This window comes from Pseudomonas sp. H3(2019), from assembly GCF_007713465.1.
Lineage (GTDB): Bacteria > Pseudomonadota > Gammaproteobacteria > Pseudomonadales > Pseudomonadaceae > Aquipseudomonas.
Genome location: NZ_VMSG01000002.1, coordinates 265,969 through 283,228, shown reverse-complemented (window position 1 = coordinate 283,228; position 17,260 = coordinate 265,969). Strand labels below are relative to the sequence as shown.

Genomic DNA, 17,260 nt, shown 5'->3' with positions numbered 1-17,260 from the left:
TGACGCGGAGCTGATGGACCCGCAGGAGCGCCAGTTCCTGACCGTCTGTTGGCAGGCGCTGGAAGACGCCGGATATACGCCGCAGGCGCTGGAGGAGGATCGGGTCGGCGTGTTTGCCGGGGTGATGTGGAATCATTATCAGTCGGTCCGTGCGGCGCACGAACCGGCAATCCCGACCGCGCTGCATGCCTCGGTGGCCAACCGGGTTTCGTATTGCCTGAACTTGCGTGGACCGAGCGTCAGTGTCGATACCATGTGCTCGTCCTCGCTGACGGCCTTGCATTTCGCCGCTGAAAGCCTGCGCAGCGGTGAGTGCGACCTGGCACTGGCCGGGGGGGTCAACCTGATACTGCATCCGGATAAGTATCTGCAGCTCGCCGAACATCATTTCCTCTCGGACGACGGCTTATGCCGCAGCTTTGGTGAAGGCGGCACCGGTTATGTGCCGGGCGAGGGCGCTGGGGTGGTCCTGCTCAAGTCACTCAAGCGTGCCTTGGCCGACGGCGATCATGTCTATGCGGTGATTCGCGGTTCGGCGCTAAACCATAGCGGCAAGACCAGTGGCTACACGGTGCCGAGCCCTGCGGCGCAGGCCTCGCTGCTGCACGCGGCCATGCAGCGCGCCCGAATTGATCCGCGCCGGCTGGACTATATAGAGGCGCATGGTACCGGCACATCGCTCGGCGATCCGATCGAGGTTGAAGGCATCCGCCAGGCGTTCAAGGACGTGGATCTGGCACCGCAATCGATCGCAATCGGTTCGGTGAAGTCGAATATCGGCCATCTGGAAAGTGCTGCGGGTATTGCTGCGGTAAGCAAAGTCTTGCTGCAGATGCGTCATGGGCAATTGGCGCCTTCTCTGCACGCTGAAACCTTGAACCCACATATCGATTTTGCTCATTCTCCGGTGCGTGTTCAGCGCGAATTGGGTGATTGGCCGCGCCCGGCCGACGGCAGTGGCCGGGTTGCGGGGATCAGCGCATTCGGTGCCGGCGGCAGCAACGTACACATGTTGCTGGAGGAGTACCCGGCGTCGCAGACCGTGGGTGATTGGCGCGAACCGAACGTATTCACGCTGTCGGCGCGCAGCGAGGACGTGCTGCGCCGTTATGTGCAGCAATTCGTGCAGTGGCTGCGCCGTCGCCGTGAGCCCGGCGCAATGGCACAGCACAACGGTCGCGTTGAGCTGGTCGCGAAGGTGGCCTACTTACTGGGTGTCGACGCGAGTGAGGTCGACCATCAGGCTACTTTCGGCGACATGGGGCTGGATGTGATCGGGCTCGACAGCCTGTCGCGCGATGGGCAGGGCGCGCAGGCGCTGACCATGGAGAGCCGCATCGCCGATTGTTTCGATGGCGCGGACGCTGTCACGCAAGCGCTCCCGAACCTGCGCGACATGAGTTACACCTTGCAGACAGGCCGCTCCCCAATGGCGAAGCGGCTGGCCGTTGTCGTGTCGAGCGCGAGCCAGTTGATTGAAGCGCTGGAGAGCTTCGTCCATGGAGGCCCACCACCGCCCGGTGCGTTTTGGGGCGAGTCTCTCGAGGTGCCGGCTCACCTTGAGGCCGACACTGCCCGCGCCTGGTTCCAGTCGGGGCAGTTAGTGCCGCTGGCACGGGCCTGGCAGGCCGGGGCCGAGGTGATCTGGAAGGCATGTTATGCCAAGGGCGGGCATCCATCACGTGTTTCATTACCGGTCTACCCATTCGACGAAGAACACCTTTGGCTCGGTGGGTGGAGGGCCGCACAAGCCGGCGAGTCGTCTCTGCAATGGAACGGGCAGACCGCTTCGGCGGCGTTGCCAACCGCACCTGCGATGCCTTACACCAAGCCCGTCGGATTGCATGGGCAGGTGAGGCGTTTCCTTGATCAGTGCCTGAGCAAAGTACTGTATTTGAATCCGGGGGAGCTTGATCCGACCCAGAGTTTCAGTGACGCCGGGCTGGAGTCGACCGGCGCACTGGAGGTCATTAATACGGTCAACCAGGCATTCGCACTTGAGTTGGAAGTGGTGGCGATCTTCGATCACCCGAGTATCGATGACCTGACGCGCTTTATCGAAGCGCAACTGGAGGCCAACGGCTACAGGGAGCCGGACGATGCGCCGGCCAGGGACGAGCCTGCTGTACTGCGGATGACTGGCGGGCACGCGCCCGGCGGCGTGGCGATCATCGGCATGTCCGGGCGCTTCGCCGATGCGCCCGACCTGGAGCATTTCTGGGAGAACCTGGCACGTGGCCGTTGCAGCGCCCGCGAAGTCGATCCCCGGCGATGGGGCCATGCGAGCTTTTTCAATGAAGACGGCCGTCTGCCGGGCAAGACAAATACCAAGACCGCTGCCTTGCTCGACGAAGTGGATCGTTTCGATGCCGGGGTGTTCAACATTTCACCGCTGGCTGCGCAACTGATGGATCCCCAGCAACGCCTGTTTCTGGAGGAGGCCTGGGCCGCGCTGGAGGACGCGGGGTACGGCGGCGACGCGGCGCAAAAATCGACGTGTGGCGTCTATGTCGGTTGCGCCGTCGGCGACTATATCGAATGGATTGAAGCGGCCAATCAAGAAAATACCGGCGAAGCCTTTCTCGGGGTTGTGCCATCCATCCTGGCGGCACGCATTTCCTACCGGCTGAATTTGAGCGGTCCCGCACTGGCGGTCGATACCGCGTGCTCGTCTTCGCTGGTCGCGATTCATCTGGCTTGCGAAAGTATCCGCAGCGGCGAATGCGATATGGCGCTGGCAGGGGGCGTGGCCCTGATGCTCACGCCGCAATTGCAGGTCCGGTCGGGCAAGATGGGCATTCTTTCGCCAAGTGGTCGCTGTGCACCGTTCGATGCCGATGCCAACGGCACCGTGCTGGGCGAGGGCGCCGGCGTAGTGGTCCTGAAGAATCTGGAGCAAGCGCTGCGTGACGCAGACAACATCCTGGGCGTGGTGTACGCCTCGGGTAGCAACAGCGATGGCAAGAGCAACGGCATTACTGCACCGAGCGCCGATGCACAAGAAGCGCTGGTGCGCCAGGTGCTGAGCAAGGCGGGACTCTCACCATCCGATATCGGCTATATCGAGACACATGGTACCGGCACCCTGTTGGGAGACCCGATTGAGGTCAACGCCCTCAAGCGGGTATTCGGCCCTATGGGCGAAAGGGGAAAAACCTGTGGTCTGGGTTCGGTCAAATCAAACATCGGCCACACCACCATGGCGGCCGGGGTAGCCAGCCTGATGAAGCTGCTTCTGGGGCTACGTCACCGTCAGCAGCCACCGACGCTGCAGTTCTCCCGCCTGAATCCCAAGATTGATCTGAGCGATAGTCCGCTGTACATCTGCGCCGAACTGAGCGATTGGCAGCCAGGGCCGAACGGGCGCCGGCTGGCGGGGGTCAGCAGCTTCGGTTTCAGCGGTACCAATTGCCACCTGGTGGTCGGCGATATCGAGCCGGCGCCGCGTCATGCCCTGCCCGCTGCACCGGCCTATCCGGTCATGCTGTCCGGACGTACTCCGGCCGCACTGCTACAGCGGATGCGCGATTTACGTGCCTGGCTGGGCGAGGGCGACGACGGGCCGGAGATGGCCGACCTGGCATTCACCCTGGCGGCCGGGCGCAGTCACTTTCCCTGCCGCCAGGCATGGGTGGTCACCCACCCGGCGGATTTGCGGGCATGCCTTGATGACGCACTTTCCAGCCGTGGCAGCGAGCCTGTTGCCCGTCTTCCCGCCGAACGGCTGTCCCCCGGCGAATGCTCGGCGTTGATGAACACCTGGGCCGAGTCTCCCGACGCCGTCGCGCACGTCCAAGCGTTGCAGGACGTGGTGCAGGCCTATGTCGCCGGCGCTGAATTCGACTGGTCACAGTGGCCGCAAGCCAAGCGGTATCGCCGCATCAGCCTGCCAACCTATCCGTTCGCACGCGACCGCCACTGGCTGGACCATCCGCAAGGGATTCACGCACAAAGCGTGCCCCGTGAATTCCACGTTAATCAATCTGAGAATGTGAACATGCTGCTTGGAATGTCCGCTATGGCCGACAACAACGATGACGGCCAAGTTTTTACCTGCACTCTGGCTGCCAGCGCATGGTTGGTGGCCGACCATGTGGTCAACGGCCAGCCAGTGCTGCCCGGCGTTGCCAGCCTGGAAATGGCGGTGTCGGTCGCGCTCAACGGCAATCTGAACGCCCCGGTGCATCTGGCGAAAGTTCGCTGGTTACGTCCCTTCATAGCCGGCGGTGACAGCAAATTGGTGCTGCGCGTTATTCAGAGAAACGAGCAGACCACCTTCACCTTGGAGTCTCCCGACGACGGCCCAAGCATGCCTTATGTCAGCGGTCTGATCGTCGAGCCGCAGCGCGAACTGGTGCGCGAGATTATCGACCTGGCGAGCATCGCCGAACGGGCGAACCGATCGGTGTCGAATCAGGAGATCTACCAGGCCTTTGCCGATGCAGGCATTAACTATGGCGAACGTTTTCGCGTACTGGAGTCGGTCAGCTTTAACGATCAGGAGGCACTGGGCCGCATCGTGGTCGAGCCGAGCAAGGACCCGGCCTATGGCAAATACCATATGCATCCAAGTGTGATGGATGGCGCGTTCCAGGCGATCGCGGCTTTGCAGGGGCAGGGGGACGGCGGTCCTGTGGTGCCTTTTGCGCTCGATACCTTGGAGTTCGTGCAGGCGATTACCACCACCAGAAGCTATTCGTACGTTAAACGTACCGGCAAGCATCAGTACAGTGTGCTGGTGACGGATGCCGAAGGGCAGGTTTGCATCCGCTGCCAAGGCTTTTCATTGCGCGCAACCCGTGACGTGCTGGACGGTATGAGCTATGTACCGGTATGGCGCGAAGCCCCCGTGCAGGAGACGGCTGCCGTCGCGCCGCAGCGCGTGCTGATCTTGCATGCACCGCAAGCCACCGAGCTCGCGCGAGCGTTGCAGCGCCACCACGCGGGCGGTCAGGTCACGCTCGGCGCGTTGAGCGACCTGCCCGATTCAGAGCACGTCTACGATGCAATCTATTTCCTTGCCGGAGCATCGGGCGGCGTCACGGCGCCGGAGCACGATCCAACGATGCGCTTGGCGTTCCTCCTGATCAAACAGCTGATCGATGGTCCACACCGCCGTCAGGCGCTGAGCCTGAAGTTCGTACTGCATGGCGTGGTCGATGCGCAGGCAGGCGATACGGTCCAGTCGTATGGTGCCGGACTGCTGGGGATGGCACGTGCCGTGGCGTCGGAGTATTCGCGCTGGAATGTCGATTGCATTGATGCCGGGCCCTACCATGCGTCTTCTGTGGAAGCGCTGGCCCCGAGAATCGCGCGTGAGCGAGCCGTACGAGGGGTGACAGCGCTGCGCGGCCAGAAGCGTTTGCAGCGTATATTCGAGACCGTCAGGCTCTCTCGTCCGGCCAGCAGCAGCGCCCTGGTCAAGGGCGGCACGTACCTGGTCATAGGCGGCGCGGGCGGACTGGGCTTTGAAGTCAGCCGCTATCTCGCTCGAAGCGCCCAGGCCCGGCTGGCTTGGGTAGGACGTCGGCCCGAAGATGACAGTATCCGGGACAAGATTCGTCAGGTCGCCAGTCTTGGCGGACAGGCGGAGTACTTTCAGGCGGACCTGTGTGACGAAACGGCCATGCGCCGCGTTGTCGAACAGATTGGCAGCCGCCAAGGGACGCTGCGTGGGGTGCTGCACATCGGCGGTGTTTTTCGCGACATGTCCCTTGCGACGATGGACGAGGCTGCCTTCAATGCGGTGCTGGCGCCCAAGGTCACCGGCATGGCGGTACTCGAACGCGTGCTGCACGGACATCCGATCGATTTCTTGCTGCTGTTCTCCACGGCGGCGTCATTCGTTGAGGCGGGCGGGCAGGCCAACTATGCCGCCGCTAGCACTTTCGAAGACGCGTTCGCCTTGAATCTGCGTGCGCGCAGCACCTATCCGGTGTGCGTGATCAACTGGGGCTACTGGGGCAGCATCGGCGCCGTGTCTGGCGAGAGTTACCGCAAGCGCATGGCGGCGATAGGGCTGGGGTCGATCGAAATTCCCGAGGCAGCAGAGGCCATTGAGCGCATCCTGGTGCAACGTCTGCCGCAGACGCTGGTGATCAAGGCGCAGGCGCATTGCTTGAGTGATTGGTTCGGGATCGGGCAGGGGCGGCAGGAGTACACGCAAATGCCCGAGGCGCTTTCGTCGTCGCGCAAGGGCTACCAGCTACTTGAGACATTGAGCCGGGCGCTACTGGCCGAGGCTCTGCAGGCCAGCGGCTGGATGCCGGAGCCGGGCGGGCAAGTTACACGCGATGAACTCGGTCGACGTGCGGGTGTTCAGCCCGGATTTGCCCGCTTGTTCGACGCGCTGCTCGACGCCGCTGTCCGTAGCGGCGGCTGGAGGCTTGACGATCACTCGATGGTCGGCGCCGCGCCGGTTCAGGCGGTGGCGCCGATCCGTCAACGGTTGCTGGAACAGCACCCGGATATGCGGCCGCATGTCGCACTGCTCGAAACCTGTGTCGGCAATCTCATGGAGGTCATCGCTGGCCGGCGCAATCCGATGGAGGTCTTGTTCCCCAAAGGCTCGATGGCCCTGGTGCAGCAGATCTACAAGGGCCAGGTCATTGCCAACTTTTACAATGAATTGCTGGCTCGCGCAGTGGTAGCCGCGGCCAAACGCGTGATCGAAGCGAGCGGGCGTCCGGTGCGGATACTGGAAATCGGCGCCGGCACTGGCGGCACGACCTCCGGCTTATTGCCGGCGTTGGCCGGGCTACCGGTTGAGTATTGCTATACCGATGTCTCCAGCGCTTTCTTGCTCCACGGCAAGCAGAACTACGCGCCGGATTACCCGTACCTGACATTCGAGCTGCTGGATATCGGCAAGTCGCCGCAACAACAGGGCTTCGCTCAGGGTAGCTACGATATCGTGCTGGCAACCATGGTGCTGCATGTGGTGCCGGATCTGGCAGAGGGGATGCGCAACATTGCGTGGCTGCTCGGCACAGGCGGCGAGGTATTCGTCAACGAAGTGACGCGTGTGCATGATTTCCTGACGCTGACCTTCGGCTTGCTGTCGGGGTGGTGGGCGTACCAGGACAACGCGCTGCGCTTGCCGCATGCCCCGATGTCTTCCACACAGCAGTGGCGTTCCGTATTGGATCAGGCCGGGTTCGGTGCCGTGCGCATCGAGGGACTTCCAGGGTTGGCTGAGGATGATCTGGACCAGGCGTTGATCGTCGCAGCGGTTCGGGGTGTCAAGCCTGCCGCCAACGCGGGTGTTCAGCGTACCGGGTCAATGCCGTCCGCACCGACACGGGCGGTGCCGCAGGCCTCCGCTGGGCAAGAAGGGGGCGGGTTGGCCAACGGTGTAATGAGCTATCTGAAGCGGATTTTTGCTGAAACCTTGAAGTTCGATCCGCTGGCGTTGGATGAGCACGCGACCTTTGAAAGTTTCGGCGTCGATTCCCTGATCGGTCAGAACATCACTGCTCGCCTGGAAAATGATTTCGGCAATCTGCCCGCGACCCTGCTGTTCGAATACATGACCCTGTTCACGCTGGCGGGCTATCTGTGCGAGGCGCACGCGTCCGAGGCACGTCTGATAGGCGGCGAGCCACAAGTGGCCTCGTCCGTCCTTTCAGCCGCACACATCCCTTCTCGGGAGGAAGGGTACGAACAGGACGCGTCGCTCCTGCCGCGTGTGCGAGGATATCTCAAGCGTGTGTTCGGCGACATTTTGAAATTCGAGCCCGCCGAGTTGGATGAATGGGCGACCTTTGAAAGTTTCGGCGTTGATTCGCTCAACAGCCAAAAGATCATCGCGCAGTTGGAGCTGGACCTTGGCGACCTACCTGCAACCTTGCTGTTCGAGCAGTTAACCATCGAACAATTGGGCCAGCACCTCGTCGGCACCCATGCGACCGCGCTCGGCCGCTTACTGGGAAGCGCCCCCGCGACGACGCCTGCGCCCGCGCAGATAGACACCCTAGTGCCGCTAGCAGCGTCCCCGGCGCCTGCACACGAGCCGGTTGATACGGCACGGCACGGTGGCGATATCGCGGTCATCGGCGTTTGCGGCCGCTACCCGAACTCGTCGACGGTGGAACAGCTCTGGCAAAACCTGGCGCTGGGCGCGGATTGCGTCGGGGAGGTCCCCTCCAGTCGCGAAGATTGGCAGGCCTACCTGCGTCAAGGGCTGCACGCAGGCCCTGCGGGGTACCTGGATCAGGTCGATCAATTCGATCCCGGCTTGTTCGGCATCCTGCCGCGGGACGCTGTGAACATGGATCCGCAGGAACGGCTGTTCCTGGAGACCTGCTGGAGTCTGCTGGAGTCGGCCGGCCATCTCGGCGAATACACCAAAGAGGTGAACACGGGCGTCTTCGTAGGCTCCATGTATGGTGCCTACGGCCAATTAGCAGCCACGCGCTGGGATGCTGGCCAGCTTTCAGGGGGGCATTCTGCGCATTGGTCGCTGGCTAACCGGGTATCGTACTGCTTCAACCTGCAAGGGCCGAGCTTCGCGGTCGATTCTGCCTGCTCATCCTCGTTGACTGCAGTGCACCTCGCCTGCGAAAGCCTGCTGCGCGAGGAGTGTCGCGTGGCGATTGCTGGCGGGGTGAACGTGATCTTGCACCCCGCGCATTTTGCTTCGCTCGGTGCCTTGAACATGTTGTCGAGCCACGGCCGCAGCATGGTGTTCGACGCGCGGGCTGATGGCTTCGCACCCGGAGAAGGGGTAGGCGCGGTGTTGCTTAAGCCACTGGCCGCGGCCGAGGCGGACGGCGATACGATCTTGGCGGTGATCAAGGGCTCTCTTGTGAATGCAGGTGGCAAGACTGGCGGCTACACCGTGCCGAATCCAAACGCCCAGGCACAATTGATCGAGCGGGTGTTCAAGAAAAGCGGGGTCGAGCCGCAAACCGTATCCTATGTGGAGTTGCACGGTACCGGCACGGCGCTGGGTGATCCGATCGAGGTCGGCAGTCTGACCCGTGCGTTTAAGTCGGCGGCAAGCGGGGGCGCTGTTGCATCGACAGCAATCGGATCGGTGAAGGCCAACGTCGGGCATCTGGAAGGTGCGGCGGGAATCGTCGGCTTGACCAAGGTATTGCTGCAGTTCAAGCACAAGCAGCTGGTGCCGTGTCTCCACCTTGAAACCCTGAATCCGAAAATCGACTTCGAGCATTCGCCGTTTCATCCTCAACGTCAGTTGCAGCCCTGGGAGCGTCCTCTGTTGGACCTGGGCGACGGCGTGAGGGAATACCCGCGCCGCGCCGGACTCAGCTCCTTCGGCGCTGGCGGGGCCAATGCCCATCTGATCCTCGAAGAGTATGAGGACCGGCGCGCGCAGCACGTCGAACGCGACACCGATCAGCCCGTACTGTTCGTGTTGTCGGCCAGAACTCGCGAGAGGTTGGCGCAATGGGCCGACGACAACGCCGATTTCATCGAAAGCGCGCCAGGGGCGGCCTGCTCGCTGGATGAGTTGGCGTATACCAGCCAGACAGGTCGGCGCGAAATGGGCGAGCGGGTCACCGTTATAGCGCGTGATCACGCGACGCTTGCCCAGGCCCTGCGTACCTTCGCCAGGGGGGAGGAACACGCGGCGGTGATATACGACGATGGCAAGGACCAGAGCGTGAAAGAGATGCTGGCGGATGAGGAGGGTGCCTCCTTCATCGTGTCGCTGCTGCAAAAGCGTAATCTGGCCAAGTTGGGGCAGGCCTGGGTGCAGGGTGTACGCATTGACTGGCGTGGGCTGTGGCGCGGCATTGCGCCCAAGCGGGTGGAGCTTCCCGGCTATCCCTTCGAACACAAGCGGTATTGGATCGACCTGGAGCTGCCCGTGGCCAGGCCCGATGAGCGTGTGATTGCGCTGGCACTTGATCCGAACGCATTCTATTGCCTTGAACACAGGATTCGTGGCCAGCGCTGGCTTCCCGGCATGTTTTACCTGGAATGGGTACGGCAAGCGCTGGGGCGTTCCGGTGCGCCGCTGCGTTTCGGCGATGTGCGCTGGCTGTCGCCGCTCAACCTGGAGAAAGGGGTTCCCAGCCTGCAACTGCGGCTGAAGGGTGAGGGCAGCAAAACCGCGTTCCAGATTAGCGGCGAAAACGGCACAGTTTACTGCGATGGACATCTGGGAAGTGATTACGCAACGCAGCCTGAGGCTGTTGATATGGCCGCGCTCGGCATGCACTGCCCGCAGCCATTGGCTGGGGATGTGTTGTACGAGATGCTGCTGGCGTCGGGGCTGGATCACGGTCCAGGCTTCAAGGTCATTCGCCACCTGCAATTGGGCGATCGCGAGGCGTTGGCCGAGCTTGCCATGCCAGCGAGCGTAGCGAAGGCCAGCCACGAATTGCTATTGCATCCGTCCATACTTGATGGTGCCTTGCAGAGCTTGGCCGCCCTGGACCGCGACCCGCATTCCAGGGGCTATGTTCCGATAGGATTCGACAATTTCTCGCTGTATGCAGAGTTGCCCGCAGAGGTGCTGGTCTGGGCCCGTGAGGTCGGCCAGGAGACGCCGGGCGCGCGTCGTTTCGATCTAAGTCTGCTTAACCCCGATGGGCAGGTGCTGGCCGACATCTCGGGCTTGCGCATCGCGCCTATGCTGTTCGCACGCGCCGCCGTTGTCGCCGAGCAGGTGCCGACGCCCGCTGCGCAGCGGTCCACAAGCGCTGCATCGACGCTCGTAGAAGTCGAGGCCGCTCTGCAAAACATGGCTGCGGGCTTCCTGATGGTTGACGAGGCCGATGTCGATTTGTCGGCCGAACTGTTGGACAGTGGTTTCGATTCGGTCTCCTTGACAGAGCTTCTGACCGAGGTAAACCAGCACTTTGGTCTGGATCTATTGCCGCAAGTGTTATTCGACTGCCCTACGCTCAGTGCATTCGCCCACTACGTGGCGGCCGCTCTGCCGCCGATGCCTGAACCGCCGAGTGGTGGCTCGAGAGTCCCGTCGCCATCCCCTGTCGCCGTTACGAAGGCCGACATTCTGGCATCGCCGCAGACCGTGCACGAGGGCAGTGCCGTTGCGATCAGGCGCGAGCTGCAGCGCATGGCGGCGCGCTTCCTGATGCTTGAGCCTGGTGACGTCGATCTGACCGCCGACTTCCTGGACAGCGGTTTCGACTCGGTGTCGCTGACCGAACTGCTGGTCGAGGTGAACCAGGCATTCGGACTCGATCTGCTGCCGCAGGTTCTGTTCGATTGCCCAACGCTGGAGGCCTTCTCCGATTATCTGCTGACCTGCGTCGATTCCAGCCACCTGGGCGGTCAGGTTCCAGTTGCTGCGGTTACTTGGACCGAAACGCCAGGCCCCGTCTCGGTCGTTGAAGTACCGGCGGCAGTGACAAAGGTGGAGCAGGAGCGGCACCAGGCAGATGATCCGATTGCGATTATCGGCATTGCCGGCCGGATGCCAAAGTCGGAAGACCTCGATGCATTCTGGGCTCATTTGATGGCGGGCGATGATCTGGTGCAGGCTGTTCCGGCCGAGCGCACGGAGCTCAATACAGATCCCGCGATGCACGGGATTCGCGCGGGTTTTATCGACAATGTGGGCGCCTTCGATGCACGCTTCTTCAAGATAGCGCCAAGCGAAGCCGCGTCGATGGATCCGCAGCAGCGCGTGTTTCTGGAGGTGGCCTGGCGGGCGATTGAAGATGCCGGCTATCCGCCGTCTTCGCTGGCCGGCTCGACCACCGGCGTATTCGTCGGCGTCGGGACTACCGACTACAACGATCTGATGACTGCCCAGGGCCTTGCCATGGACGGTCATACTGCGACGGGTATCGCCCACTCTATCCTGGCGAATCGAGTGTCCTATGTGCTGGATCTACAGGGTCCGAGCGAGGCAGTCGATACAGCATGTTCCAGCGCGTTAGTAGCGATTCACCGGGCAGTGAGCGCGATACGCAACGGCGAGTGTGATAAGGCGCTCGCAGGTGGCGTGAATCTGACGCTGGCACCCGGGTTGTTCGAAGCCTTTACCCAGTCGGGCATGCTCAGCGCGGATGCTCGCTGCAAGACATTCGATGCCGACGCCGACGGCTATGTACGTGGTGAAGGTGCGGGGGCCGTGCTGCTGGCGCCGCTGAGCGCGGCGCTGGCCGAGGGTGCGCCGATCTATGCAGTCATCCGCGGCAGCGCTGTAAGCCATGGCGGACGCACGAACTCGTTGACAGCGCCGAGCTCGAAGGCTCAGGCCCGCGCTATCGTTCAGGCTTACCGCAACGCCGATATCGACCCGGCGAGCGTGAGTTATGTCGAAGCGCACGGCACGGGTACCCGATTGGGCGATCCGATCGAGGTGGAGGGCCTGAAAATGGCATTCGCCGAGCTGGCCCAAGACCCCGGCCGCATGCCGTGCGCTGTTGCGAAGGTCGGAATCGGCTCGGTGAAGACCCATATCGGCCATCTGGAGGCCGCGGCCGGCATTGCCGGCCTGCTCAAAGTGGTGTTGGCGATGAAGCATGGGCAACTGCCAGGCAACCTGCATTTCCGTCAGGTCAATCCATTCCTGCGCCTGGAGAGTACGCCGTTCTATGTGGTCGCCAACACGACGCCATGGCCACGCGATATTGAAACCGCCTCGGGTTCCGTGCAGCGCGCCGGCATCAGCTCGTTCGGGTTCGGTGGCACCAATGCGCATGTGATTGTGGAGTCTTATCCCGCGCGCGCCGTCCATGCGGGGTCGACCGGTGTTCTGCCCTTCCTGCTGTCCGCGCCGAGCGCGGAGGCCCTGCTGGCTTATGCGGCAAGTCTGGCGCGCTTTATCGAAAAAAATACCGCGCTTGATCTGCGTGCGCTGGCCGCCACTCTTGCCCATGGTCGGGAGGCGTTCCCGCATCGTCTGGTGGTGCTGGCGCAGGATGCCGCAAGCCTTGTCACCGAGTTGACGATGGCCTCTCAGGGCATGCATGACTCGGCACTGTCGGGACTGGCGGAGCAGATGATCCCGGCGCCCGCGAATGGTGCCGGTTTGCGCCAGATGGCCCAGGCTTGGGTCGTTGGAGCGCAGGTTGACTGGCATGCATGGTTGCCTGCGGGGTTGCCGCGCTTGGGCGGCGTGGTGAGCTTCGCCTTTGCGCGCAAGCATCATTGGTTCAGCGCCGTAACGGCGCTGCCAGCGGTGCATGAGGCCGTGCATACGCACAATGTGTCGCAGGCCTTGCCGTTGCCGCTGGTGGACTCACCCGTCCAGATATCGACGCCTCGCGTGTCAGGCAAGATCCAGTTGTCTGGGGTGGGGCCCGTCGTCGCGGTGGCTCCTGTTGCGACGACCGAAGCGGCTTTCGGTGCGCAGCCTATGAGTCCAGTACGCTCAACGGAACCCGATTCGACGACGGCGGTAAGTATTGACCCACTCGAGATTGCGGGCTTTCTGCGCGAAGCACTGTCCGAGCTGCTGGATATCCCCGTGGGAGAGATCGACGAGACCGTTCCGTTCGTCGACCTGGGGCTGGATTCAATCTTCGGCATCCAGTTGATCCGCCGTCTGAACCAGCGTTTTGGCTGGGATGTGCAAGCTGCGCAGGTGTATGAACACAATACGGTCGAGCTACTGACGGACTACTGCGAGCAACGTGCCTGTACCACTGCGGGCATCGCCGAACAGCCTGCTGCCGCACCGGCAGTGGCAGACAGGGAAACAACTGTCGAGGCCGAGGTTATTCCGGCGCCGGGCGAATCGCTGGAACAGCGCCTCTTCGGACTGATTGAGCGCACCCTGGAGCGAGAGCCCGCCCCCGAGCAGGCGTTTTCGCAATGGATGACGTCGTTTGACATGTTGCGAGTGATCAGCGCGCTGGAAGGCGAGTTCGGTCCGTTGAAGAAGAGCTTGTTGTTCGATATGACGACCATTGCAGCCCTCGCGGCGTTCTTGGGGGATAGCGACGTGAGCGGCGTGGTGGCATCGAGTAATGAGGTGGCGCACGACGCAAGCCCATTGTCGGAGACGCCGATCGACGATCGTCAGGCGCTGTTCGTCAAGAAGCAGAGTCTGCCGAAATGGCCCGAGCTGGACGAGACCGTGCGGCAATTGCACCTGCTGCATGGTAAGGAAGGCGGGTTGCCCGGACGGGACATTGCGCCCTATGTCTTCATTGGCAAACGGCGCTTGGGTTATTTCAACTGTTCCCAAGCAGGGGATGTGCTGTTTTCGTTCAGTTATGTCGGTACCGAGGACTACGCGCCGGAGTTGGCGCAGGAGTACATCGAGTTTGGTCGCGAACACGGGATGAAAGCCAACTTCCTGTCGCTGATGCGTCTGGAACGGGCTGGGGATATCGCCATTACGGCCACGCCGTTCGGCGTGGTGCAGCGACTGGAAAACCTCGCCGAATTCACACTGTCGGGCAGCAAAATGCGCAAGTTGCGTTATCTGGTGAACAAGTTCGAAGCCAGTGGCCAGTGCCGTACCGAGGAATACCGCGTCGGCAGCGATCCGGCCATCGATCAGCAGATTGTTGCGGTGATCGACCAGTGGGCCAGCACCAAGCAAATGGTCAATCCTTATGTGGCGACGGTGCGAGCCGAAATCGGAGCAGGTGTGTTGGCCGAACGTCATCGCATGTTCCTGACCTTTGTCGATGACACGCTGGCCAACGCCATCATCGTGACGCATATCCCGTCCGAGAACGGTTATCTGCTGGACCTGGAGTTCTATGGCGCGCAGGCGCCGGCGGGCGGCCTGGAATTCGCCATTGCCAAGATCTTTGAGCAGCGGATTGCCGAGGGCGATACCTTCTTCAGCTTCGGCGGCACTTTTGGCGTCAAGGTTTGCGATTCGGCCAATGCCGATGTGCAGGCCGAGCGCACTCTGCAAGAGCTGCGCGAACTGGGCCTGGTCAACAACGACGGCAATGTGCAGTTCAAGAACAAGTTCGCACCGACCAACCTGCCGGTCTATCTGTGTCGCGCCGATGAGGCCGACAGCACCCCGGTATCCGACATTCTGCTTATGATCGCGAGTCCCAAGGCGGGCGATACCCCTGTAGCCGTTGCTGAAGTGCAAGAGGCTCTGGAGGTCGAAACCCAAGCGCTTCCTGACACACAAGTGGGGCTGCGCGAAAGGCAATTACGCGCCGTCGGCTATAACCCGGTACGCCTGGCGCCCGGTGAGGTGCCGTACGATTTGATGACGGATTCCTGGTCGGAGCTTGAGGCGGGATTCATTTCCGGTCGTATGGCCGAAATGCGCTCCAAGTTACTTGGAGGAAGCGTTGATTACCGACTCGATCAACAGACGTTACTACCGTTCAAGTTCGTGCGGGCGGCAGGGTCTGGCCGCACGGCGGAGGCGATGCTGTGCCGCGCCTTGCCTAAACGCGGTCGCCGGGTATTGAGCAATGCCTTGTTCCCGAGCTGGACCTTCAACCTGATGGATCATGATTTGAGCGAAGTGGTGGTGGCGGCGGAATCTGGCGATGATTCGGGCGCACCGTTCTCCGGCAATTTCGATCTGAGTGATCTTGAGGAAAAGCTGCTGTCCTGCCCCAATGGCTGCGCATTTGTCGCGGTGGAGTTGAGTAACAATGCGCGTGGTGGTCGTGCCGTTTCGCTGGCCAACCTGCGCCTGGCGCGGGAACTCGCCCATCGCCATGACACGATACTGGTGATGGACGCGACCCGTCTGCTGGAGAACGCGCTTTGCATCATTCAGAACGAAGAGGGGTTTGCTGAACAGGATCTGTGGGATGTCGCCGGTCAGATTTTGCAACAGGCGGATGCGGTAAGCATGGGTATGAGCAAAGACTTCGGCTGCAGTTACGGCGGCCTGGTCGCGACGTCTGATGCGAGCATCGCGACTCATATCGATGAGCGCGCCGCGTTGCGCGGCAACGAGCTAAATCTGGAGAATCGCTCGCTGCTGGCCAGGGTGCTGGGCGATCGAACCAAGGTCCGTAAGTTGGTGACTCAGCGCATGCAATGCGTGGCGCAGCTGTGGCAGCGTCTGCGCGATGCCGGGGCGCCAGTGCGTGGCGCGATGCCGGGCACGCACTGCGTCTTGCTCGATGTGTCCGCAATGCCTCGGTACCGCGGTGCCGCGTATCCGGTGGAATCCTGCCTTGCCTGGATTTACCGCGAAACCGGTATTCGGGCTGCGCGTCATCTGGCCAGCCCGGGCGACGAGTCGCTGAATCAATGCATCCGCCTGGCAATTCCGGTCGGACTGAATTTCACAGTGGTATGCGAATTGGCCGATCGGCTGGTAGCCCTGTTCCAATCCGATGCCCACGTCTTGCTGTTGACCGCCGACGACTCGAATGCGGCACGTTCCGAAGCGCGATTCCACCTGCTTGATATCGCCGGGAGCACCGCCCCCGTCGAGGTCCGGCCTGACCGCAAGATGCTGGAGCGCGCGACCAATGCTGCATCACGGGTTGTCGAAGAAAACTATCGTGTGGTGCAGGAAATTTTCCCGGAAGTCGTACGGCAATTGGTCGAGGTGAAGGGGGGGCAGGTCGAAGTGATGTCGGCAGGGCAGGGGCCGGTGTTGTTGCTGATGCATCCGTTCAACATAGGCGCCGGATTATTCGCCTACCAGTTCAAGTCCCTGTCGGAACGATTCCGCGTGGTGACGATTCACCATCCCGGCGTCGGTGCCACGAATGCACAGGTTCCTTTGTCACTCGACGGCGTGGCCGATCTGTTTGTGCACGTGTTGGAAACGCTGGGGGTCACCGGGCCGATGCATATCGCCGGGATCTCGGCCGGAGGCCTGCAGGCACAGGCGTTTGTGCATCGCTATCCGCACTTGAGCGCGACGTTGACGCTGATCTGCAGCTCTTACAAGGTCGGCAACCGCGATGGCAAGGTCAGTCCGTTGGTTGAGGTGATCGCAGAGGATATGGCACTCATTGCCTCCCATGTCGACGATCCGCGGCTGACACTAGAACGACAACGCGTATCGGAGACGCTGCTGCGTTGCGAGAGCATGGACCCACGTATGGGGCTCAAGTATCTGGATGAATTCACCCATCTGCCGGATTTGCGCGCGATGCTGGCTGATATCGCTGTCCCGAGCCTGATCCTGCAAGGCCGTCACGACTCGGTCATTTCTGCGCAAACCACCCTGACGCTGCGCGACAGCATTCCTGGTGCGGTTTTGGAGATGATCGAAACTGGCGGGCACTTCGTGACCTTGACCAATGCGCAGGAGTGCAACGACCTCATCGAGGACTTCCTGGCGCAGCACCAGATCGTGATTCGGCAGAGCCATGTCGAAACACTCGATAACACTATGGCCTTTGCAAAGTAG

1 protein-coding gene (cut by a window edge) is annotated in these 17,260 nt (G+C 61.9%); it reads left to right on the top strand.

Translation table 11 applies throughout. The features are described 5' to 3' along the window. Positions 1-17,260, top strand: the 3' portion of a protein-coding gene (locus FPT12_RS03545) for an SDR family NAD(P)-dependent oxidoreductase (RefSeq protein ID WP_145014667.1). 3,056 nt of this gene lie to the left of the window's left edge; the window shows 17,260 of its 20,316 coding nt (coding positions 3,057-20,316); its start codon lies beyond the left edge, outside the window; its stop codon occupies positions 17,258-17,260.